Origin of the sequence: Proteus sp. G2674, from assembly GCF_009915195.1 — a bacterium.
GTDB lineage: Bacteria > Pseudomonadota > Gammaproteobacteria > Enterobacterales > Enterobacteriaceae > Proteus > Proteus mirabilis.
In genome coordinates this window covers 201345-223801 of the sequence record NZ_JAABLS010000038.1, presented here as the reverse complement: position 1 = coordinate 223801, position 22457 = coordinate 201345, and the positions used below count along the sequence as shown (strand labels likewise).

Annotated in this window: 21 protein-coding genes; 5 read left to right on the top strand and 16 right to left on the bottom strand. The window is 39.3% G+C overall.

The window, feature by feature from the left end:
• On the top strand, positions 1-394 hold a 394-nt coding region (locus tag GWI58_RS15350), incomplete at its 5' end, for an RNA-guided endonuclease InsQ/TnpB family protein (RefSeq protein WP_161769320.1).
• A gap of 44 nt (positions 395-438) precedes the next feature.
• A complete protein-coding gene (locus tag GWI58_RS15345; protein ID WP_017628287.1) occupies positions 439-912 on the top strand; it encodes an IclR family transcriptional regulator in 474 nt (157 codons plus the stop codon).
• A gap of 64 nt (positions 913-976) precedes the next feature.
• Here GWI58_RS15345 and efeB read toward each other — a convergent pair whose 3' ends face one another.
• The 6 genes from efeB to GWI58_RS15315 form a co-directional block, all read right to left on the bottom strand.
• On the bottom strand, positions 977-2245 hold the full coding sequence (gene efeB, locus GWI58_RS15340) for an iron uptake transporter deferrochelatase/peroxidase subunit (protein ID WP_036932362.1): 1269 nt from the start codon (positions 2243-2245) through the stop codon (positions 977-979).
• Positions 2232-3155, bottom strand: a complete 924-nt coding sequence (locus GWI58_RS15335) for an EfeM/EfeO family lipoprotein (RefSeq protein ID WP_004245026.1) — start codon at positions 3153-3155, stop codon at positions 2232-2234. Before GWI58_RS15335 ends, efeB begins: the two co-directional genes overlap by 14 nt.
• Positions 3145-3981, bottom strand: a complete 837-nt coding sequence (locus GWI58_RS15330) for an FTR1 family iron permease (protein WP_036908341.1) — start codon at positions 3979-3981, stop codon at positions 3145-3147. Before GWI58_RS15330 ends, GWI58_RS15335 begins: the two co-directional genes overlap by 11 nt.
• A 2-nt stretch (positions 3982-3983) precedes the next feature.
• Positions 3984-4331: a cupredoxin domain-containing protein gene (locus GWI58_RS15325; RefSeq protein WP_004245024.1), complete on the bottom strand. Its 348-nt coding sequence runs from the start codon at positions 4329-4331 to the stop codon at positions 3984-3986.
• Between the two features lie 65 nt (positions 4332-4396).
• Complete coding sequence (locus GWI58_RS15320) at positions 4397-4954, bottom strand: iron transporter (protein WP_104459475.1); 558 nt, start codon at positions 4952-4954, stop codon at positions 4397-4399.
• 305 nt (positions 4955-5259) lie between these two features.
• On the bottom strand, positions 5260-5556 hold the full coding sequence (locus GWI58_RS15315; RefSeq protein WP_004245017.1) for a helix-turn-helix domain-containing protein: 297 nt from the start codon (positions 5554-5556) through the stop codon (positions 5260-5262).
• A gap of 590 nt (positions 5557-6146) precedes the next feature.
• Here GWI58_RS15315 and gss point away from each other — a divergent pair.
• On the top strand, positions 6147-8024 hold the full coding sequence (gss, locus tag GWI58_RS15310) for a bifunctional glutathionylspermidine amidase/synthase (protein WP_012367498.1): 1878 nt from the start codon (positions 6147-6149) through the stop codon (positions 8022-8024).
• 71 nt (positions 8025-8095) lie between these two features.
• Here gss and dsdC read toward each other — a convergent pair whose 3' ends face one another.
• Positions 8096-9040, bottom strand: coding sequence for a DNA-binding transcriptional regulator DsdC (dsdC, locus tag GWI58_RS15305; protein WP_004245015.1), 945 nt, complete (start codon positions 9038-9040; stop codon positions 8096-8098).
• Between the two features lie 221 nt (positions 9041-9261).
• Between dsdC and dsdX the strand changes: the two genes are divergently transcribed.
• Both dsdX and GWI58_RS15295 read left to right on the top strand, forming a co-directional pair.
• The gene (gene dsdX / locus GWI58_RS15300) at positions 9262-10599 is read left to right on the top strand and encodes a D-serine transporter DsdX (RefSeq protein ID WP_161769319.1); all 1338 of its coding nucleotides are present in this window, start codon (positions 9262-9264) and stop codon (positions 10597-10599) included.
• 12 nt (positions 10600-10611) lie between these two features.
• Positions 10612-11940, top strand: a complete 1329-nt coding sequence (locus GWI58_RS15295; protein WP_004252512.1) for a D-serine ammonia-lyase — start codon at positions 10612-10614, stop codon at positions 11938-11940.
• A 179-nt stretch (positions 11941-12119) separates the two neighbouring features.
• Here GWI58_RS15295 and fbpC read toward each other — a convergent pair whose 3' ends face one another.
• The 9 genes from fbpC to panB form a co-directional block, all read right to left on the bottom strand.
• Complete coding sequence (fbpC, locus tag GWI58_RS15290) at positions 12120-13160, bottom strand: ferric ABC transporter ATP-binding protein (protein WP_004245012.1); 1041 nt, start codon at positions 13158-13160, stop codon at positions 12120-12122.
• Positions 13161-13175: 15 nt separating this feature from the next.
• Positions 13176-15254 carry an ABC transporter permease gene (locus tag GWI58_RS15285; RefSeq protein WP_110229789.1) on the bottom strand — a complete coding sequence of 693 codons (2079 nt, stop codon included), beginning with the start codon at positions 15252-15254 and terminating at the stop codon, positions 13176-13178.
• Positions 15255-15329: 75 nt separating this feature from the next.
• Positions 15330-16361, bottom strand: a complete 1032-nt coding sequence (locus GWI58_RS15280) for an ABC transporter substrate-binding protein (RefSeq protein ID WP_004247279.1) — start codon at positions 16359-16361, stop codon at positions 15330-15332.
• Positions 16362-16363: 2 nt separating this feature from the next.
• Positions 16364-17701, bottom strand: coding sequence for an MFS transporter family glucose-6-phosphate receptor UhpC (uhpC, locus tag GWI58_RS15275; protein ID WP_020945240.1), 1338 nt, complete (start codon positions 17699-17701; stop codon positions 16364-16366).
• An 82-nt stretch (positions 17702-17783) separates the two neighbouring features.
• Positions 17784-19331 carry an MASE1 domain-containing sensor histidine kinase gene (locus GWI58_RS15270; protein ID WP_161769318.1) on the bottom strand — a complete coding sequence of 516 codons (1548 nt, stop codon included), beginning with the start codon at positions 19329-19331 and terminating at the stop codon, positions 17784-17786.
• Between the two features lies 1 nt (position 19332).
• Positions 19333-19965, bottom strand: a complete 633-nt coding sequence (locus GWI58_RS15265; RefSeq protein ID WP_004245006.1) for a response regulator transcription factor — start codon at positions 19963-19965, stop codon at positions 19333-19335.
• 201 nt (positions 19966-20166) lie between these two features.
• Positions 20167-20547: an aspartate 1-decarboxylase gene (gene panD / locus GWI58_RS15260; protein WP_004247282.1), complete on the bottom strand. Its 381-nt coding sequence runs from the start codon at positions 20545-20547 to the stop codon at positions 20167-20169.
• Positions 20548-20575: 28 nt separating this feature from the next.
• Positions 20576-21427, bottom strand: a complete 852-nt coding sequence (panC, locus tag GWI58_RS15255; protein WP_004245004.1) for a pantoate--beta-alanine ligase — start codon at positions 21425-21427, stop codon at positions 20576-20578.
• A 43-nt stretch (positions 21428-21470) separates the two neighbouring features.
• Entirely contained in the window at positions 21471-22262 is a 792-nt protein-coding gene (gene panB, locus GWI58_RS15250; RefSeq protein ID WP_004252505.1) for a 3-methyl-2-oxobutanoate hydroxymethyltransferase, read from the bottom strand.
• Between the last annotated feature and the right edge of the window lie 195 nt (positions 22263-22457).

Below are 22457 nucleotides of genomic sequence, written 5' to 3'. Positions count from 1 at the left end.
TAACATGTCTAAATCGGCAAAAGGTACGACAGAACGGCCTGGACGGAACGTAAAAGCTAAATCGGGTTTAAACCGCGCAATACTGGAGCAGGGCTGGTATGAAATGCGCCGTCAGCTTGAGTACAAGCAGCTCTGGCGAGGTGGTCAGGTACTGGCAATACCACCCGCCTACACCAGTCAGAAGTGCGCTTGCTGTGGTCATACAGCAAAGGAAAACCGCCAGTCACAAAGTCAATTCGAGTGCCTTGAATGTGGATATACAGCGAATGCTGATATCAACGGGGCACGTAACATTTTAGCGGCAGGACATGCCGTGCTTGCCTGTGGAGGGAGGGTGCAGTCAGACCGCCCGTCGAAGCAGGAACCCGCCGAGGTGATTCAGACATCAGTCTGAACGCAGTAGGGATCCACGTCCTGTAGGGCGTGGAGGATGTCAAAATGCTAGCTGAGGCAACACACACAAACCTCTCTTTAGTTGATGAAATTAATCAAAGACTTTGTGAATTTAGAGATGAGCATAATATGTCAACAGGACTTGTTATTGCTCAAGGTAAGAAGCTCTATTTAGTGAGATATAATCGTAGTTTTAAACATGTCGATATTGATTTTCTGCCAAATACACCCGTTCCACATAAATTGAGTGCGGCAGGCGCGACTTATGCAGTCTTTAGTCATTTAGAAATTGATGCTGATTTATCAATACAGCAAAAAAACAGTATACATCAACAAGGTTTTGCTATTCGCCAACAACCCGCTGAAGGTATTCCTGGGGCTCAATCTATTGCATGTCCTGTATTTAATAGGAAAGGTGAAATGGTCGCAGCCGCATTGACCATGGGATTTATTAAACCTGAAAACCAAATAGAATTAGGTAATGCATTAAAAGCAAAAATTCGCCATGTATTATCTTAATATTGCGAATATTTTTATCAAATACGTTTACTGGAAAAGTAAACGTATTTGAAAATAGCAAAAATTAAGTAAATAGTCCTTTAGCTAATATATCGCTTGCTTGTGTGACACCGGGTAATACGAAGTAATAACCCCCACCAAAAGGTTTTATATAGCGCTCTAACGGTTCGCCATTTAAACGCTTTTGCGTATCAATAAAGCCTTTTTTAAGGTTATTCTGAAATGAGACAAAGACAAGCCCCATATCTAATTGCCCTGATGGCGTTAGCCCTAATGAGTAGCTATAACTGCGGCGACGCAGTTTAGCACTATAACGTTCGGGGGTTCTGGGCTCAGCTCGTCTCATATGGGAATCAAAGAGTATCCTGTCGCCATGAGGATCTTGTGCAAATTCAGGTGAGTCCATTTCTTGCTTCATTCCTATCGGCGCGCCTGTTGCACGATGACGACCAAAGTTATTCTCCTGATCTTCAAGAGGTGTTCTATCCCAAAATTCCAAGGCAAAACGAATAAGTCTCACCGCTTGATAGCTACCACCTAAACACCATTGCGGTTCATTTTGTTTATCGGTGATCCACACTAAATCATCCATTAAATGAGTGTCAGTGGCAGGGGCATTACCTGTGCCATCTTTAAAACCAAATAAATTAATTGGCGTTTGTTGATTATCAATATCACGAGCAGGTAGAAAACCATCTATTTTCCATCGTGCATGCACTTGTCCAGAAAGATATTTTAAAATATCTCTTAATGCATAAATGATACTTTCTTGACTATTGGCACAAAGCTGAAGTAACAGATCACCGCCACACCATTTAGGATCTAAGCGATCGTTGGGAAAGGGTTTCATTGCTTCAAGGCGTTTGGGTTTATGAGCTTGAAAACCAAACCGATTATCAAAAAAACTATCCCCTAACGCCACTGTGATGGTTAATTCATCAGGATATAATTGGCTACCTAAAATACCGGATCCTGCGGGGGGAAGGTGAGGATTATGACTTTCTTTAAGTTCACGAGATTGTGTTAAAAAAGCAATCCGCTGTGTTAAGGTTCGGAAAATTTTTTCTACTTCTTCAGGGGTTGTTACTGTTAAATCAAGTGCAATAAATGAAGCATGCTTTTGTTCTGGCGTGATAACCCCAGCTTGATGTTTTCCTAAGTAATTAATAGCACGTTGATAACGAAGTGTTGGTGAACACTTGTTTTTTTCGATGGCATTTGCGCCCATACTGGCAAGCAGTAAACTACCGCCTAACCATTTTAACGTTGTACGTTTATGGTGGTTAACGGGGATTGTGAGGAGTGATTTAAATAGAGTTTTATTTTTCACCATATGCTTCTTTATAGTAATAATAGACATCAATATTGAGCACGTTACGTAATTGTGCAACTTGCTCCGCTAATTGTGTTATTTGTGCAAAGAGCACTGCTTTCTCACTATCAGAAAGCGTATCTAAAGGCTGAAATAGTTCTTCATCTCGCTGATATTTTAAAAATAGTTTGCTAATAGTGTCATACTGTTTGCGTAGTGATTGATATTCCTGAAGTGGAATATGGTTAGATAGCGACTCAATAATTAAGCGTGATCCGTATAAATTGGCATACCCATCACCCAGATCACTTTTTGCATATTGATTTTCAATGCCGGCTAATTTGTCGGTTAAAATCAGCTCTAAACTATCACCTGCAGATTGCACTAATTTAGCAATGGGAATATCTTCAATCGCTAAGCGTTTTTTTAGATCACTAATGCCTCTTAACAGTGCCTTGGCTGACTCGGCTGACGATTGCATATCCTCTAATTTAAATAGTTGATATTCAACCAAATGAAATCCACTAAAACGGGGCGAGTTTTCTCTTTCAAGAAAGAAATCAGCCCGATTATTTAATAGGCGTTCAGTAGCGCCAAACAATGCAATAATCGGTCGGATCACCTCATAGTGATAATGCGCTTGTTGATAGGCGAGTTGGGCATCAGTCAGTTGATTTTTTTCACTGTTAACAATGACATTTTTTAATGCAGTTTCAACGAAGGTTAACTGATCAACAGCTTTCTGCCGGTAGTTAAGAATATTGGTTGTAAATTTTTCAGGAGTGGGAATATCCCCTTTAGCAACAACAATATTTTCACTATCTTGAGTAATGCCTTGAATGATTTTTTTTGCAGAAACAGAAAAAGAGCATAGCGATATCAACAGCAAGATGACAATATGGTCACCTTTCAATAGGGCACTATTTGGCATGACGATCCCCTTGTTTAAATAACAGTGCGACCACCAACCAAAACACAATAAAAGTAACAACACTTAAACCAATGGGTTGCGAGCGATAAGCAAAGAATGAAACTAAGAAATTACCAAAAATGCTTGAATCATCCAGAATATGGCTAAGATCCCATAGTGGATAAATCAAAAAGTCAGGTAATTCAATATCCATTTCAATAAGTAGATTAGCTATCTCTTCTACTGCTTTTAATAGCAAGGAAACGGCGAGGAAAAGCAGTAAAAATCCGGTAATAACAAAGAATTTACGCCAAGAAATCATTTTTGATGTTAGCAAAAATAACCATAGAGTTAGTCCCGCTATCAATAGGCCAATGAATACTTCAATCAAGAAAGGCAACGCGGTTTGTGCTGTGAGAGCCATAATATGGCTTGATAGGAAAACAACCACTTCGCTGCCTTCTCTCGCAATGGCAATGGCGATGATCAGTAAAATCCCCCAGACACTTTGTTGTTGCGTTTTTTGTGTCAATTCGTTTTCGATATTGGCTTTTAGTGATTTACCTTGTTTGTTCATCCAATAGACCATCTGAACAATTAATAGGCAGGCAATGATTTCCATCATAACCATAAACAGAGATTGCCAGATATCTTCTAAGGAGCTAAATACCCCATAAATGCTAAGAGCTAAAAGAATAGAGAGTAGTATTCCTACTATTACTCCCCCCCAGAGATATTTCATACCTTGTTTAGGGGTAGGAGAGCGTTTTATCCATGCATAAATGATCCCTACCACCAGCAGAGCTTCAAAACTTTCTCGCCAAACAACAAATAGAACTTGTCCCATATTTATTCAGCCTTTTCAGTCGCAACGATTTCACCTTGAGGGTGAGACAGATGAAAATCATCAAAGAAGGTGTAACGTCCAGGTTTTAGAGGCGCAATCACAACGACAGAACTTGCCCCAGGCGCTAATACTTTTTCTTTACGTAATTGAGTGCTTTCAAATTCAACGGGGCTACTACCGGTATTGCGAATTTTGATCCGTATAGGAGTTTTAGCAGGAACATTTAAAACTCGAGGGATCAGTTCCCCCTCTTTCATTTCTAATTCAACGGTGTATTTTTCTGCGGCTAAAGTAGAGCTTGCTATCATTAATAGCAGTAATAGCGTGTATTGATAGAGATGTTTAATCATTGAAATTTCACTTAACAAAACAGAGGAGATAGCCCTATACATAGGGCTATCAATAATTAAGCTAATTAGTAACTGCCTTTACGACCAGTACCGCTATAGTTAAAATCCCATGACACTTCAAAAGGCTCGAACCAAGGGGCTACCCCCGTCTCTTTGTCGATATGACGACCAAAAACGACATCTTTATTGTAAGAAGGCGGGTAAATTTTATAGGTAACGTTATATTGGCCGTTGCCATCTAATTTTAGGTTTTCACCATAATGAGGACCATCACTGGCGACCATGGCCATAAAAGTTCCCTGCTGTTTTTTCTCCGGTGCATCTAATTTAGTCACGGTATATTCAACAGTGAGATAAGGGATCCAATCACCTTCAGCAAAACCATTCGGATTATCTTCAACAGCATGAATATCTGCTTCTAAATGGATATCAGCTTTATCAGCAGGTAGGTGCTTCATTGCATGATGGCCTTCCTCTGTGTCCATCGTGATAGGTTGTAGATAGACACCTTGAATTTCCATGCCATTTTTAATGATTGGTTGACCTACGGGATACTCAAGAGCGAAGACAGAAGTGGGAATTAATGATAACAACGTGAGAGCACGCACATAACGAGAGTTCATGTTTAATCCTTATATATTGAATGATAATTGTTATTATTCTTATTAAGATTAACATGATTTATAGCAAAAATAGAAGAAACTTATGTAAGAAAAATATCGTTTAATTTGAAGAGGGAAAGGATAAAAATAAGATTAACTAACTCTTTTTTAAAAGAAAAAATTTTGTTATTAAGAAATGATAGATAAATATACTCAATAGGTTTGCTTTTTAATACTAAGTAAAATCATAGTGTTAAAGAGAATAGATGGAAATCTTATTAACTATCTGACAAAGATAAGCAATCACTGATTTCCATATTAGATCATTAAATTTGACTCTGTGCGCTCCAAAATAGCTTAGATTGGGTGACAGCGCTGGAAGAAGCGATAGGATCTTCATTTAACGGTGAAGGAAGAAAAGCGGTTGGTGTAACATTTAATTCTTTAGCAATAAGGAAGAGCATATCAACATCAATTTTACATAGCCCATTCTCATAGCGTGAAAATTGCTGTTGGCTAACGCCGACTCTTTCAGCCACTGCTTTAGCGGATAAGCGCAAGTGTTGGCGCTGTTGGCGAATTTTATGTCCAATAATTTGAGAAATAGGATAAACTTTTGACATTGGTGACCTCTTTCCTCCTATCAACTACTGATAATATTTCATTAAATATCAATGTTTTTTAAGCTGAATTTTAACGAGCTCAAGCTCTCCTACTTGAATGAGTCAAATTCATACTTTTTGTTATCGGTTAGTTGAGTAAATTATTTATAGTCACAAAATTATTATTGATAATTAATTTTTTATCCTATGTTAAAAAAAATTACTTTGGCAGAATGAAAAACGGCATTTTTTTGATAGAGAGTGCTATATATTGTATAAACACAATTTTTCTACTTATATAGACTCGCATTTATGATTAAGAAGGAGTAAATAAGAAAGGAGAATAACAAATGATAAACACCTCTTTGACTGATTACACTCAAAAATAGGCGTTATATATTATTTATAACAGACTATTTTTGAGTTTTTTTGTCAGGTCAAATCCGCAATCAGCTTTATGTCATCGAATCAACCCGATTATTTTTACTTTATCTAAATTGATAAATTTACATTCACATCAGATAGACGATAGCGTTAAGATGGTTACTTATAATACATGGTGATTATAAGTATTACAGAGTCATTACCTAATTATCGTCAAGGTCGAGATTATGAATGTAAAAGAGATCATTCGTCATGAACCATTTGGAACATTACTCGGTTATGCACCAGGTGGTGTTGCGATTTACTCTTCAGATTACAGCAGTATAGATAAAGAAGATTATGCCGCCAATGATTCATTCCGTAGTTATATTGGTAATGAGTATATGGGGCATAAGTGGCAATGTGTTGAATTTGCACGCCGTTTTCTCTATTTACATTACGGGGTTGTTTTTACTGATGTGGGTATGGCCTATGAGATCTTCTCATTACGTTTCTTACGGAGAACGATTGATGACGATATTTTACCCTTGCAAGCTTTTGCAAATGGCAGCAAACAGCCACCGACGGTAGGAGCGTTGCTTATTTGGCAAGAAGGGGGAGAGTTTAAAGTCACCGGTCATGTGGCGGTTATTACCGAAGTATTAGAAGATAAAATCCGTATTGCAGAACAAAATGTGATCCACACTAGGTTACCGCGAGGTCAACAATGGACACGAGAGTTACCACTTAAAGTGAGTGATAATGGCTATTTTATCGAAGATACCTTTGATAATACTACCTTGCTAGGTTGGATGATCCAAACAGAACCTAATGCCTACAGTTTACCTCAACCTAAAGTTGCCCCTGAATTGTTAGCTATTCATGAGGCTAAATTAGCCAACAAGGGGCAATTTGCTGGAAAATGGCTAGATGAAAGCGATCCGTTAGAAAAAGCCTATGTGCTAGCACAGCACGGTCATACGATTAATCAAGACAGCTATGAATATTTCACTATTTCAGAAAGTGCTGAGCATGAACTTATACGTGCTAGTAATGAAATGCATTTGATGTATTTGCATGCAACGGAAAAAGTGCTGAAAGACGATAATTTACTGCGTTTATTTGCTATCCCTGAAGTGTTATGGCCCCGTATCCGCCTATCATGGCAAAATAGACGTCATCAAATGATCACTGGACGGTTAGATTTTTGTATGGATGAGCGCGGTATCAAGGTGTATGAATATAACGCTGATTCTGCATCTTGCCATACTGAAGCCGGATTAATTATTGAAAAATGGGCCAAACAGGGCGGCATTAAAGCAGGTTATAACCCGGGTGAACGTCTATTAGATGCGTTATCTGATGCATGGAAACACAGTGATGCGAAGCCATTTGTACATATTCTTCAAGATGATGATAATGAAGAAGATTATCATGCTCGATTTATGCAACAAGCACTGACTAAAGCCGGTTATAGCAGCAAAATTCTGCGTGGATTAAAAGAGCTGCATTGGAATAGTCGTGGTCAGTTAATTGATGGTGATAAACGTATTGTTGAATGTGTGTGGAAAACATGGGCTTGGGAAACCGCGTTAGATCAATTAAGAGAAGAGAGTGAACAACAGTCACTTATTCCTATTCGTATTGGTGATCCGGCGGGAGAAGTTCGTTTAGTTGATGTTCTTTTACGCCCTGAAATCACGGTTTTTGAACCTCTTTGGACACTTATTCCAAGTAATAAAGCGATATTACCTATTTTGTGGCAACTTTTCCCAGATAATCCTTATCTACTTGATACTGAGTTCACTTTAACCCCACGTTTGTCGCAGAGTGGTTATGCGGTTAAACCTATTGCTGGGCGCTGTGGTAGTAATATTGGTTTAGTTGATCACCAAGAAAATGTATTAGGTGAAACCAGTGGTCAATTTGAACATCAAGAAAATATTTATCAAGAATTATGGTGTTTACCAAAAGTGTCTAACCGATATATTCAGGTTTGTACCTTTACGGTAGATGGACATTATGGTGGTTGTTGCTTACGCTCTGATCCGACATTAGTGATAAAAAAAGACAGTGATATTGAGCCATTAATTGTCCTTGAAGATAAACACTTTTTAGCGGATTAATTTCATCACCATCATTTTAATGAGTAAGAGATCGGTTTAGATTAAATCGATCTCTTTGTTATTTTATCAGATCACATCCCTTGTAAGATCTGTTTTTTCAGCCATTGAATAAAAAGCTGTACTTTAGCGTTACTCTTTTCATCGCGGGTAACCAGATAATAGCGTTGTGCACAAAAAAACTCACAATTATCAAAAGGGACTATTAATTCATTATTTGCGAGTTGTTTTTGAATTAAGCGTTTACGCCCCATTGCGACACCGGAATGATTAACGGCAGCAATAACAGCTAAATCAGAGCGATCAAAACAAATATTACTTTTATTTGGAAATAATCCTAATCCCATATATTCACTCCAAGCGCGCCATTCATCAAAATCGGAGTTATTACTCCAAGCTTGTCTATCATGTAACAAAGTACAATTAGCAAGGTGATGGATATTACCTACTAATTCATGGCGAGCAGCATATTCAGGGCTACAAACAGGAATAATTGATTCTGAGATTAAATCTTCACAATAGAGATTTTTCAGGTGTTTATCATCGAAATAGATAGCGAGATCGATACCATAACCACGAAAATTAATATCGTCATTACCAGTAAGTAAGTTTAATTCAATAGAAGGATAGCGTTGAGTAAAATCAGAAATACGAGGTACAAGCCAACATTGCGCAATAGAAGGGCGAGAATACACCGTTAATACGCCAGATATTTCTTGATTATAGATATCTAAAATTTCTTGATTAATATCTTCAAGTGTTTTTTTCAATGCCCAATAAATACGTTCACCTTCTTCGGTTAATTCAATACGCCGATGAAAGCGATTAAATAGCTTTATCCCTAACTCTTTTTCTAGTGTATTAATACGATGGCTGATCGCGCTAGGCGTCAAGGACAATTCCTCTGCGGCTAAAGCGAATGATAAATGCCGTCCCGTTGCTTCAAAAGTGTGAAGTCGTGCTAATTGATAACTGGATAAGCGCTTATTTCTCAAGATCACGTTAGAAGATCCAAACATTTTTTATTCTCATTTAATTATTATTAGTAACGTAAGGTAATAATCAAGTTAATGTTAAGGTGAAAGATAGCCAAGATGAAATCTAAATGATAAATATTTGTGCATCTGATCACCTATTTGGCTTAATTGAATTCATCTTAGTATCTATTTTCATCATTTGTAAGTGTCGAATGATTAATATTCAATATGTTTAACAATAAATAAAAATTAGGGATTGATCTATGGAACCGACACTATGGGTACTAGGTACTCTGATTATAAGTATCTTGCTCATTGTTTTTACTATAATAAAACTTAAGTTTCATCCATTTTTAGCACTACTACTTGCCAGTTTTTTTGTCGGTATGGCAATGAAAATGAACCCATTAGAAATGGTCAGTGCAATTGAAAATGGGATTGGGGGAACGCTGGGATTTTTAGCTGCCATTATTGGTTTGGGTACTATTCTCGGTAAAATGATGGAAATATCGGGGGCGGCGGAGCGCATCGGTATCACCTTACAAAAATGCCGTTGGTTATCACCGGATGTTATTATGGTATTGGTGGGACTGATTTGTGGTATTACCCTGTTTGTTGAAGTAGGGGTAGTGCTACTTATTCCATTAGCATTCTCTATTGCTAAAAAAACAAACACCTCATTATTAAAACTCGCCATCCCTTTATGTACTGCATTAATGGCCGTGCATTGTATTGTTCCTCCACACCCTGCAGCGCTTTTTGTCACTAATGAGTTAGGGGCCGATATGGGAACGGTGATCGTTGCCGGTCTTGCTGTTGGATTATTAGCCTCATTAGTGGGCGGGCCTCTTTTCTTAAAAGTATTGGGTGAGCGCTTACCTTTTAAAACCGTACCAGAAGCATTTTCTGATATGGAAATTCGTCAAGAAAAAGATTTACCTTCACTTGGGGCGACATTATTTACGGTTTTATTACCTATTGTTCTGATGCTGATTAAGACCGCCGCAGAGCTTAATATGGAAAAAGGCACTTCGGTTTATATTGCATTACAATTTATTGGTAACCCGATTACGGCAATGTTTATTGCTGCTTTTGTTGCTTACTATATTTTAGGTATTCGCCGTAATATGGGCATGAGTACCCTATTGAAAAAAACAAAAGATAGTTTTAGCTCTATTGCCAATATTTTGTTAATTATTGGTGCAGGGGGCGCATTTAACGGCATTTTAAAAGGGAGTGGTTTAAGCGATTCATTGGCGGTGATCCTCTCTAATTTGGATATGCATCCTATTTTATTAGCTTGGCTAGTAGCGATTATTCTGCATGCAGCAGTAGGATCAGCAACGGTTGCTATGATGGGGGCGACCGCTATCGTTGCACCATTAATGCCAATGTATCCAGATATTAGCCCTGAAATTATTACATTGGCAATTGGCTCTGGGGCTATTGGCTGTACGATTGTCACAGACTCCCTATTTTGGTTAGTAAAACAGTATTGTAATGCCACATTAAGCGAAACTTTCCGTTTTTATAGTATCGCGACCTTTATTGCTTCATTTGTGGCATTAGGGGGCACTTTTATGCTTTCTTTTGTCATATAAAAGAGAATGACGATGACCACGATAGATATAAATAAATTAAAAAATGATTATCCACTAGTACGTGATTTAGTGGATTTAAAAGAGGTGGTTTGGTTTAACCCCAATGTTACCTCAACTGACCAGGGACTTCCTTATGTAGGTTTAACGCAAAATGATGTGATGGATGCACAGGCAAGATTACAACGTTTTGCACCTTATTTAATGAAAGCCTTTCCAGAAACCGCATCAACTGAGGGGATCATCGAATCAGCCGTTGTGGATATCCCTCAAATGAAAGAGGCACTAGAAAAGCGCTATAACACCCTTATTGAGGGACAATTGCGTTTGAAAAAGGATAGCCACTTACCTATTTCTGGTTCAATTAAAGCGCGCGGGGGGATTTATGAAGTACTCACTCACGCTGAAAAATTAGCCATAGAGGCAGGGCTTCTGACCACAGAGGATAATTATGAAAAATTATTTTCTGATGAATTCCGCAAATTTTTTAGCCAATACAGTATTGCCGTCGGCTCCACGGGTAACTTAGGAATGTCGATTGGCATTATGAGTGCAAAACTGGGCTTTAGCGTTAGTGTTCATATGTCTGCGGATGCTCGTCAATGGAAAAAAGACAAGCTACGCGCTCATGGTGTTAATGTTGTGGAATATGAGCAAGATTACAGTATTGCGGTTGAACAAGGACGTAAAGAGGCAGAAAAAAATCCTCGTTGTTTCTTTATTGATGATGAAAATTCAAAAACATTATTCTTGGGTTATGCCGTCGCTGGATTACGTTTAAAACATCAATTTGAAACGCTTAATATTCCGGTCGATAGTGAACATCCTCTGTTTGTCTATCTGCCATGTGGTGTAGGTGGAGGGCCTGGTGGTGTCGCTTTTGGGTTAAAACTAGCATTTGGTGATGCAGTACATTGTCTATTTGCTGAGCCAACCCATTCTCCTTGTATGTTACTTGGGGTCTATACCCAGTTACATGATGGTATTTCTGTTCAAGAAGTGGGTATCGACAATATTACTGCTGCTGATGGTTTGGCGGTAGGTAGAGCCTCTGGCTTTGTTGGACGGGCAATGGAGCGTTTGATTGATGGTTATTACACCATTGATGATCAAGAGTTATATAACTTATTGAGCTTGTTAAACAAAGAAGAAGGGATCCAGTTAGAGCCTTCCGCTTTAGCAGGAATGACAGGGGCTATTCATGTTTCTCAAGCTAAAGACTATCTACAAGGTTTATCACTTGATAGTCAAAAAATGCACAATGCGACGCATTTAGTATGGGCGACGGGGGGCGGTATGGTGCCAACTGATGAAATGCAAAAATATCTTGCGCAAGGGGAATAGCAACCATATAACAATAAAACAAATAATAACCTTATAAAACAAAGGATAAGATTATAAGCTTATCTGTAATATCACTTCTGTATTTACACCAGGATGTCACATCAGGGGAAGATGCTGTAGTTTATAACGATAAAAAAAGAGGCACCCATTGGGTGCCTCACTCACTAAAATAAAAGCCATTATTCCAAGATAAACATCCCATAAGGATGGATTTGTAGATAATAGCTATCACCTTCATTAGGTTGAAGTTGGGTTGCATTCACTTGTAATAACAATGTTTGATTTTGCCATGCAACAGTCACCTCATATTGTGGTCCCATATAGGCGACATGGATTATTGTACATTGCTGACAAGCTTCACCTTGTTGAGATAAGGTAATAGCTTCAGGTCTGACACCCACTCTAATTTCGGTTTTGTTGCTGTTAAAATTCTCGGGGCGAGGTAAGCGATAATTAAAAATATCAACATAATCAGCCCCTAAAGTAGCAGGGAAGAGATTGGCATCTCCCATAAAACTTGCCATAAACTCAGAGGCCGGTTGGCGATATAAAGTTTGTGGTGAACCTAATTGCATTATTTTGCCTTTATTCATCACTAACACCATATCGGAAACGGCAAAAGCTTCACTTTGGTCATGGGTAACATACAGGGAGGTGATATTAAACTGTTGTTGTAATTCACGAATTTTCTCCCTCATGCTACGGCGCAAGTTAGCATCCAGATTACTTAATGGCTCATCAAATAACAGCACTTTGGGTTTTAAGATCAAAGCACGAGCTAATGCCACTCGTTGTTGCTGACCGCCTGAAATCTGATCGACAAAACGATCTTCAAATCCTGCTAAATCTACCAACGCTAGAGCTTCTGCAACTCGCTGTTTGATCTCTGCCTTTGGGCGACCTAACATTTTTAAGCCATAACCAATGTTGTCACCTAAAGACATATGAGGGAACAGGGCGTAAGACTGAAACACCATACAAATATCACGTTGTTGGATTGAGCGATCAGTAACATCTTCACCATCAATAAAAATTTTACCTTCTGTTGGTTTTTCTAATCCAGCCACTAAGCGTAGTACTGTCGTTTTACCGCAACCTGATGGCCCCAATAACGAAACCATTTTTCCTTGAGGAATAGATAAACTGAGCGTGTCAATTACCGTGTTTGTACCAAAACGCTTAACAATATTTTTCAGTTCAACGAAATGTGATTGTGTCATGATTTATACTCCGTATTACTGTGCATTTTTGGCTTTAGAGCGTGAAACACGGGCTTCGCCAATCAAATAGTCAAATAAGAAAATAATAGCCAACATCACGATGATTAAAATCGAGCCATAGGCAATTGCGACGCCGTATTCACCATCTTCAACACGATTTAAAATATAAGCGGTAGCAACGCGAGTTTCAGGGGTGACTAAGAATACAATCGCACTGACGGTGGTTATCGCGCGGACAAAACTATAAATTAAAGCGGATAAAATCGCAGGGCGTAATAAAGGCAATAGCACATACAAAATAGTTCGCATTGAATTTGCTCTTAAACTTAATGACGCCTCATCCAACGATTTATCGATTTGCCCCAATCCTGCAATACCCGCTCGTATTCCCACCGGTACGTTACGCATGGTCATTGAGATAATCACAATGGCTGCCGTTCCTGTTAAGTAAAACGGCGAATCATTAAATGCCAAGATATAAGAGACACCCGCAACAGTACCGGGAACGGCAAAACAGAGCATGGTCGTAAATTCGATACTCTTTTTACCTTTAAAATCTTGGCGCACGACAATATAGGCGATCAAAAGCCCTAAAATAGCGGTAATAGGTGCTGCGATACCTGCATAAAGTAAGGTATCAAGTAATGATGGCCATGCGCCGTCGCTCATCCCTTGACCAAATAATTTAATAAAGTTATCAAAGGTTAAGGTGTAATCCACTCCCCAGTTAACCGTAAAGCTACCGTAGAAAATACTGCCATAGAGTAAGATATTAAAGATAACCCAAATACCCAGCACACTAGTGACAAAGGTTACTAAGGAGGTGGGTAATGGTTGAACATCACCACGATAGGATTTACCTGACACCGTGACATATGAGCGTTTGCCAATCCACATATATTGAATGCAGAACACTAATAATGAGAATACCAACAGTGAAGCACCTAACGTACTTGCTGCTTGGTAATCAAGTTGAGAGCCGGTGATATAGAAATAAATTTGAGTGGCAATTACGTCAAAGTTACCACCTAGCACCAATGGGTTACTAAAATCAGCCAGTGATTGCACTATAACGATCAAAAAGGCATTGGCTAATGCTGGTTTTAGTAATGGCATAAAAACATGAAAGAATGTTTGGTAGCGATTAGCTCTAAGGGTATAAGAAGCCTCTTCTAATGACGGATGGATTGTTTTAATTGCACCATCTAAGATCATAAAAGACATAGGGGTAAAGGCAAGTACTTGTGCAAGCCAAATTCCCGTAAAGCCATATAACCAGTTGGTATTTTCTAAACCTGCATAAGTTGCCAAAAATTCAGTGATATAACCTGAACGTCCCATCATCAAGGTCACACCTAAACCCACAACAAAAGGGGGTGTGACAATAGGTAAAATAGAAAATACTCGACCAATAATCGCTGATCTTACTGCAATACGTGATGTATAAATGGCGAGGATCAAACCAAAAAAAGTACAGCCAATACCAACTGCGATAGACAGTAAGATTGAATTGATCATCACCTGAACAATATGGGCTTGGCTGAGAATGGCAATAAATTCAAAGGGGGCAAAATTGCCAGCACTATCTTGAAACATCGGAATAAAGATAGCGACACTTGGAAAGATAATAAAAACACCGATTAAGGCGACAACTGTGATTAATGAGCCAATCACAAAGCTATCACCCCCTAACCACTCTAAGCGTGTTAAAGCATGCTTGGCTATCATTCCTAATGAAATAAATAGCACGATAACCGAATAACCCAGACCACGACCTTCCATCGTTGCGGTAACAATAGTGATAAAGGCGCAGAAAAAGGCAAAACTTGCATCAAAATAGTGGCGAATACGATTTTCTCGCCCTACAGGATGTAAAGGACGAATTAATAGTATGCTGGGAAGTAAAAACCAGAGCAGACTGATATTTAAGTTACTCCAGCCATAAGAGGTAAGTAATTCATCTGCGGTAGAATCAAATAGACCATAATCAAGGCTCCATGAAGGCATTAATATAAATGCCATCCATGCAATCAGGATCCATAAAAATATGGGATCCCACCTCTTTTTTTCAGACAAAGTGAGTGTGTGAGACATAAATCCCCCGACAGTAAAGCTCATTATTATTATGTAAAAAAAAAGAGCGAGAGCATCTCTCGCCCTATTGATAGGCTATTTACCCATTTTTACTTCGGTAACCCATTTATTTATCAGCTCTTTACGAACATCACTATCGCCATATTTATCCATGTCGTAGTTAATCAGTTTTAAGTCTGATAATTTCAAAGCCATCGGGGAAGACTCAGCCGTGGTATTGGTGAGAATTTGGTAAGATTTACCCTCTTTCCAACTAATTTCTTGTGCTTCTTTAGAGAGTGTCCAGTCTACAAATAACTTAGCGTTATCCATATTACGGGCATTTTTGATGATACTGACACCGCCAATTTCGTAACCTGTGCCCTCACAAGGTGAGATAAGCTCTAGTGGTGCTCCGTTTTCAACTTCGAGTGAATAGTCGTGTAAGAAGCCGATACCAATCGCGGCCTCACCACGGGCGGCGTTACGCGCTGGTGCAATACCTGATTTAGTATATTGAGAGATATTGGTATTTAGTTTTTTCAGATAATCAAAGGCTTGCTCTGTTCCCCACAATTGATCGAAAGTTGCTAATGCAGTGTATGCAGTGCCCGAACTTTGTGGATCAGCGATTTGAATTTCACCTTTGTATTCAGGTTTGACTAAATCTTTCCAACAGGTCGGAATAGGTAGACCTTTCTCTTTTAAACGATCTTTATTGACACCAAAACCTAGAATACCGACATAAACCGCAGAAGAGTAGTTTCCTTTGCGTTTAGCCGGATCACGAAATTGTGGCATGATCTGATCAAGATTGGGGGATACATAAGGCTCTAGCAGATCCATTTCACCCGCTTGTGAGTGAGGATCCATTGTTCCGCCATACCAAACATCAGCTTGTGGATTGCGTTTTTCTGCTTCTATTTTCGCTAATGTACTGCCGGAGCCATTACGAACAAAAGTGGTTTTAACATCATACTTTTCAGCAAAAGCTTTAGTTTCAGCTTCACACATCGCATTTGTAGCACTGCAATAAACCACTAAGCGACCCGCGGCACTGGTGGATAAACTTACCGTAGAAAGAGCTAAGCCGGCGGCAACAAGTGTAGAGAGAGTTTTCAGTTTCATGTTCAGAACCTTTTAAATGTGTCGTCATCGGAAAATGAAAGTGGGCCAACTAAATGCTCACGTTTACTGACATCAGCGATCAGTAATGGCATTAGTAGTAGTCCCATTAAGGCCGCAGCACTGGTTAATAATACAAACATCCCAGTCCAACCATAATGCGCCATGACCTGACTTAATGGCCAACCTGCTATTGCAGCCCCTAAATAGGCATACAATCCCAAGTAGCCTGTTACCGTACCTGCTGCGTTTTTATGACAATATTCTGTGGCAGCAAGTCCGATTAACATCTGTGGTCCAAACACAAAAAAACCGATACTGAAAAAACAGGCTGCAAGCAATGCATAATGATGAATTGGCATTAGCCAAAGTGCTGTTACTGCGATAAAAAGCCCGAGTGAAAACAGCAATATCATTGGTGCTCGTTGGCCACGGAATAATAAATCCGAGCCCCAGCCTGAACATAACGCGCCTAACAATCCACCCATCTCAAAAAGAGAAAGAATGGCATTAGCACTTAACAAGTTAGCGCCATGGGTTTCTGATAACCAAATATTTCCCCAATCATTTATCGCCATACGGATGAGATAAATTAAAATATAAGAAAAACCTAGTAACCAGATCATTCGGTTAAATAAGATGCTTTCTTTCAAAATGGTTAACATAGGGGTCGGAGGCGATACTTGCTCTTGACGTAATTCAAAAATGTCGCGCCGCCATACACCTACTGTGGGTAACCCTTCTTCTGCTGGTGTTCCTTTTAGTTGCATACAAAGCCATAATCCCATAACAATGCCTATTAGGCCGGGAATAACTAAGGCTATTTGCCAACTAAAATGGGTTGCCAACCAAGCGGTTAAAAGGGGAATACTCATCCCGCCAAGATTGATGGAGATATTCCATAATCCCCACCAGAAACCGCGTTCATTACGTGAATACCAATGGGTGAGTAACCTTGCACAAGGGGGCCAACCCCATCCTTGAAAGAAACCATTAAGTGCCCAGACTAAAAGCAAGGCAGGAAAGGATAAACAGTAGGCAAAAATAATATTCATCACCCCTGTCATTACCAGACCTGCGCCCATAAACCAACGGTAGCCGTATTGGTCATGGAAAATACCAGAGAGAAATTTTGATAGACCATAAGTGAGATAAAACAGGCTGGCTATCCAGCCAATATCACCTTTATCTAGATGCAGTTCCGTTTGCATAACGGGCATCACAAAATTGACGCTTTTACGAGTCAGGTAAAACGTGGCATAGCCAATGATCATCGACAACATTAAATTTTTACGCCAAAAATCATAGGTCTTATTTATTGATGCCGAATTTTTACCTAACATAACATCCTCTCTGATATTGCCAATGTAAGAAAAATGCAGTTAAAAAGAATGAGAGAAGGTTGTAGATGACTAAGACTAATTCCTAGTTTTCACGCTTTTCTATTGAATTTGTGGGTAAGTTAACAATTATTTTAGTACCAAGCTGACTAATTACTTCCCATTCTCCCCCCAATGCGCAGATCCGCTCTTCAATACCTCGTAGCCCAAAACCGTTATTAGGTTGTGTAGGCAAAATGCCAATACCATTATCATGAACAACCAGCCGTAATTGTGTTTGATGTTGAGTAAGTGAAATGTGGATCTCACTGGCATTAGCGTGTTTGCTGATATTATTGAGTAGTTCTTGCACTAGTCGGTAGAGTGTAAAAATAATGGTGTCGCTTTCAGGCTCTGTTTCAAGAGCATAATGAAAATGACAGTGAATACCATTTTCATGAAATGAGAACTCATCAATTAAATGGTGTAGTGCCTTCTCTAATGACATCTCTTCTAAAATAGGTGGCCTTAGTTGGCGTAGCAGTTGTCGGGTAGATTGATGTATTTGTTGGGCTAATCGCTCAATTTGCTCGCCTGACTGGCGTGTTTTATCGTTATCTGCACCTCTTTTTACTAACATTGATTGAATTTGAATAGCTGTAATATTTTGTCCAATTTCATCATGTAATTCACGAGCAATGGCTTTTTTAACATCTTCTTCGGTATGTACTAGTTGTTCCATCAACGCTCGGCGTGCTTGTAACTCTTGCTCTAAACGTAGCTGATAATGACGTAAATTATTGGCAAGTTGTTGCTGGCGACTAATAGCAATACCTAAACAAATACCAATTAAGGCTTGGGTTGTTAAAAACATCTCTAATTCATGCAAATCGGCAAAAGCACCATTTACTTGTCTAGCAAAGGTAATCATTAAACTACCTAACAACGCGGATAATACCCCCCCTTGCCAACCATAACGATAAGCCATAAAAACATTAGGAATAAAAACCAGAATAACTAATAAGCGTTCAATTTCTGGGGTAAGAAAGAATTGTGCACTTAATCCAATAAGACAAAAGAGAAATACCCACATTAATAAGGAGGTACGCAATGGTGGCTCAGGGGTGATTTCGGCGATTAATGCTCGACTTTGTAATTCGCGTAAATATTCATAAAGTAGAAAAACAAAGGGAGCCAATAAAATACCACCTGTTATTGAGGTCAAAAATATTGCGCTGGTGGACGTCGTGAGAAAAAAACTGAGTAGGAAGGCTTGTAATAGGCTATTAAATCCGACCGCTGCGATAAGTAAGGTTAACCGTTGCCAATAAAGTGGGTAACGCCACCAGATCCGTTGTACCTCTAGTGCGACTAATAAGCTGATTAAAGGTGAGAGATAAAGAGTTACATGGGTAATTAATTGCTGTTGAGTTAGCCAGTAATAAAGCCCCCATTCGGCCAATAACATCGGCAACCAAAAACGTCGCCAAAGTAAAATAAATAATGCTAGCCGTAAGCCTTGAGGTAAAAAAAGTGCGGCTTGTTGACCATTATGACTAAGATAAAAACTGATCACCCAAAGTGACAACCAGAGTAAAGAGTAGGTCAACAATAAAAAGAGAGATTGAAGAAAAAAACGTGCGCCTCTTTGCATGTTAGAGTGTTCCGGTGATTAACTGGTTGTTTAATGCAAAATGGACTAAATCAATGGTTGTTTCACAGTTCAATTTACCCAGTATATTGGCTCGATGAACATGCACCGTTTTATGACTGAGATTCAGTTGTACGGCGATAGCTTTAACATTAATACCTTGTACTAGCAGATTAAAAATCTCTCTTTCGCGAGGGGTTAAACTATGTAAAGCATCTTCTTTTTCTGGTGTCTGTCGAAGTGCTTTCATGGCATCAGCACAGAGATAACAGCCCCCTTGATACACAGCACGTACTGCTTGAACGAGCTCTTGTGGACCACAGCGCTTAGTTAAATAGCCATGGGCACCGGAATCTAAAGCGCTTTGTACAAATGCGGGGGTATCATAAATACTTAAAATAATTGTCCGAAAATCAGGGCGTTTTTGTTTTAATCGACTTTGTAATTGTAGGCCACTCTCTCCAGGCATAGAGAGATCCATCACCGCCACATCAATATTATCATTTAATAAATAGGGCCAAGCTTCTTGGCCATTTGCGTATTCACCGACAATATTAATATCCGGCTCTAGCATTAGCAGTTGTGCAAACCCTGAACGCACAACAATGTGATCATCGATGAGAGCAACGTTTATCATATTTTTATTAGGCTAAGCATTGTTAGGGTAATATTTATCTGTTTTATAACAAGCTACAGGAAGTTATGCGAGAAAAAAGGGAGCAAAAACACGCTTTTGCGCTTTGTCTCTCGCTTTTAGCGTATTGAATCGAGACAATTAGCAGGGCAGAATTATCCCCTCACAAACAGGGAACCTCCATTTGTAAGGGGAATTGGCAGATTAAGCGACTTGAACGGGAACGGCTTTAGCAATGCGTTTCATTTCATTGTCACCTTCAAAATAGGCAATGTTGGGCTTATGGCTACGCGCATCGCTATCTGGAATTTGAACATAAGAGCAAATAATTAAGCGATCACCTACAGCAGCACGGCGAGCGGCTGCGCCATTGACAGAAATAATACCAGACCCTCTTTCTGCGCAAATGGCATAAGTAGAGAAACGTTCACCATTATCAACGTTATAAATATCAATGGCTTCATTTTCAAGAATACCAGCGGCATCCATAAAATCCTGATCAATCGCGCAAGAGCCTTCATAGTGAAGATCTGCTTGGGTGACTTTTACGCGATGAAGTTTGCCTTGTAACATGGTGCGTAGCATTGTTGTGTTTCCTATTTTTAATTATTCATTAGACTAAGCTAACTTGTTGGCTATCGATTAAACGAGTGTTACCCAACCAAGCTGCCATTAAAATAACGGCACATCGGCTCTCTTCGCTAAGTGGTGCTAGTGTTTGTGCATCACAAATAAAACATTCATCAGCACGAAAGCCTTGCTGTTCAAGGGTTGCTTTGGCAGTTTGTAACAGTTGGTTAACATCAAGGTTTCCCGATTTTAATTGCTCGGCTATCTGTTGCATAGCTTGATAAAGCACAGGGGCTTGTTGTTTTTCATTATCTGATAACAAACGATTTCGAGAGCTAAATGCCAATCCTGTTTTATCACGCACAATAGGGACTGGAATAATACTGATATCAAAACATAAATCACTGACCATTTTTTTTATGATCTGCAGTTGTTGATAATCTTTTTCACCAAATAGCGCGACATCAGGCTGTACAAGGTTGAATAGTTTACTCACAACGGTTGTTACACCGCGGAAATGTCCTGGGCGACTAGCGCCTTCTAACACAGAAGAAAGTACTGGAACCTCAACAATTGTTTGGTTTTCCATCCCATTTGGGTACATCTCTTTCGCTGATGGGGCAAAGACAATATCAACATGTTTATCGCGCAGTAACTCGCAATCTTCTTGTAGGGTTCGTGGATAGTTTGCTAAATCGGCTTCTCTGTCGAATTGCATTGGGTTAACAAAAATAGAGGCGATAACCACATCAGCATGAATACGCGCTTCTTCTATCAGTTTTAGGTGACCTTGATGCAGGTTGCCCATGGTTGGAACCAATGCAATGCGTTTACCTTCTTGTTTTAGTCGCTTAATTTCGCGGCGTAAGATAAGCGTTGTTTCAATAATTAGCATAGCGTGACTCCTTTAAACTATTTTAATGAATTTAAATGATAAATCAGTTAAATGAGTGTTGTTCTTGAGGGAACAGTTTTTGTTCAACTTGTTGAACATACAGTCTGACAGCCTCGGGTAAGGAGCCAGCTTCTTGTAAGAAATTTTTAGAAAATTTAGGGGCATTAGGTGTTAGACCTAATAAATCATGCATCACAAGAATTTGTCCATCAGTGACATTACCGGCACCAATGCCGATAACAGGAATATTGAGTGATCCGGTAATAGTTTTTGCCACGGAAACGGGGACGCATTCTAATACAGCCAGTTGTGCTCCTGCGGTTTCAAGCGCCATAGCATCTTGCTTAAGTTGCTCAGCAGCAGCTTCTTCTCGACCTTGTACTTTATAGCCACCAAACACATTAACAGATTGAGGGGTTAAGCCTAGGTGAATACAAACAGGCACTGCGCGTTCAGTGAGCATTTTGACTGTAGGAATAAGCCAGCTTCCTCCTTCAATTTTGACCATATTCGCTCCCGCTTGCATTAGAATAGCTGCGTTAAGACAGGCTTGCTCTGGAGTGGAATAAGACATAAAAGGCATATCAGCAATTAAGAACGCGTTAGGGGCGCCTGCTCTTACACAACGGGTATGATAGGCAATTTGCTCAACGGTGACAGGTAATGTGCTGTCATGACCTTGTAGTGTCATACCGAGTGAATCACCAATTAACATGGCAGGAATACCTTCATTGGCAAATAGACGAGCAAAGCTAGCATCATAAGCCGTGATAGTGGCAAACTTTTTCTTTTCTTGTTTATAGCGATTGAGCGTAGATAGCGTAACCGGCTTCATGATAATAAACTCCATGGTGTGTTGCGTGTAAATTGAGTTATTTATGTCAGTTAATTATTTGTTTATTAAAGAGAATATGACATAAATAAAAAACATTAACTGCTGATTGTAGCATCTACGTACTAAAAACGAAGAAAAAGTCGTGAATTGAATAATAAAAAATAGAAATAAAAAATATTTTGATATTTATCCAAG

Excerpts from the sequence above, each read along its gene's own strand:
- GWI58_RS15285 (WP_110229789.1), bottom strand. The coding sequence starts at position 15,254 with ATGTCTCACACACTCACTTTGTCTGAAAAAAAGAGGTGGGATCCCATA.
- panD (WP_004247282.1), bottom strand. The coding sequence starts at position 20,547 with ATGCTACGCACCATGTTACAAGGCAAACTTCATCGCGTAAAAGTCACC.
- GWI58_RS15265 (WP_004245006.1), bottom strand. The coding sequence starts at position 19,965 with ATGATAAACGTTGCTCTCATCGATGATCACATTGTTGTGCGTTCAGGG.
- dsdX (WP_161769319.1), top strand. The coding sequence starts at position 9,262 with ATGGAACCGACACTATGGGTACTAGGTACTCTGATTATAAGTATCTTG.
- gss (WP_012367498.1), top strand. The coding sequence starts at position 6,147 with ATGAATGTAAAAGAGATCATTCGTCATGAACCATTTGGAACATTACTC.
- GWI58_RS15345 (WP_017628287.1), top strand. The coding sequence starts at position 439 with ATGCTAGCTGAGGCAACACACACAAACCTCTCTTTAGTTGATGAAATT.
- GWI58_RS15325 (WP_004245024.1), bottom strand. The coding sequence starts at position 4,331 with ATGATTAAACATCTCTATCAATACACGCTATTACTGCTATTAATGATA.
- dsdC (WP_004245015.1), bottom strand. The coding sequence starts at position 9,040 with ATGTTTGGATCTTCTAACGTGATCTTGAGAAATAAGCGCTTATCCAGT.
- GWI58_RS15320 (WP_104459475.1), bottom strand. The coding sequence starts at position 4,954 with ATGAACTCTCGTTATGTGCGTGCTCTCACGTTGTTATCATTAATTCCC.
- efeB (WP_036932362.1), bottom strand. The coding sequence starts at position 2,245 with ATGGTGAAAAATAAAACTCTATTTAAATCACTCCTCACAATCCCCGTT.
- GWI58_RS15270 (WP_161769318.1), bottom strand. The coding sequence starts at position 19,331 with ATGCAAAGAGGCGCACGTTTTTTTCTTCAATCTCTCTTTTTATTGTTG.
- GWI58_RS15330 (WP_036908341.1), bottom strand. The coding sequence starts at position 3,981 with ATGGGACAAGTTCTATTTGTTGTTTGGCGAGAAAGTTTTGAAGCTCTG.
- GWI58_RS15295 (WP_004252512.1), top strand. The coding sequence starts at position 10,612 with ATGACCACGATAGATATAAATAAATTAAAAAATGATTATCCACTAGTA.
- GWI58_RS15315 (WP_004245017.1), bottom strand. The coding sequence starts at position 5,556 with ATGTCAAAAGTTTATCCTATTTCTCAAATTATTGGACATAAAATTCGC.
- panB (WP_004252505.1), bottom strand. The coding sequence starts at position 22,262 with ATGAAGCCGGTTACGCTATCTACGCTCAATCGCTATAAACAAGAAAAG.
- GWI58_RS15280 (WP_004247279.1), bottom strand. The coding sequence starts at position 16,361 with ATGAAACTGAAAACTCTCTCTACACTTGTTGCCGCCGGCTTAGCTCTT.
- panC (WP_004245004.1), bottom strand. The coding sequence starts at position 21,427 with ATGCTAATTATTGAAACAACGCTTATCTTACGCCGCGAAATTAAGCGA.
- uhpC (WP_020945240.1), bottom strand. The coding sequence starts at position 17,701 with ATGTTAGGTAAAAATTCGGCATCAATAAATAAGACCTATGATTTTTGG.
- fbpC (WP_004245012.1), bottom strand. The coding sequence starts at position 13,160 with ATGACACAATCACATTTCGTTGAACTGAAAAATATTGTTAAGCGTTTT.
- GWI58_RS15335 (WP_004245026.1), bottom strand. The coding sequence starts at position 3,155 with ATGCCAAATAGTGCCCTATTGAAAGGTGACCATATTGTCATCTTGCTG.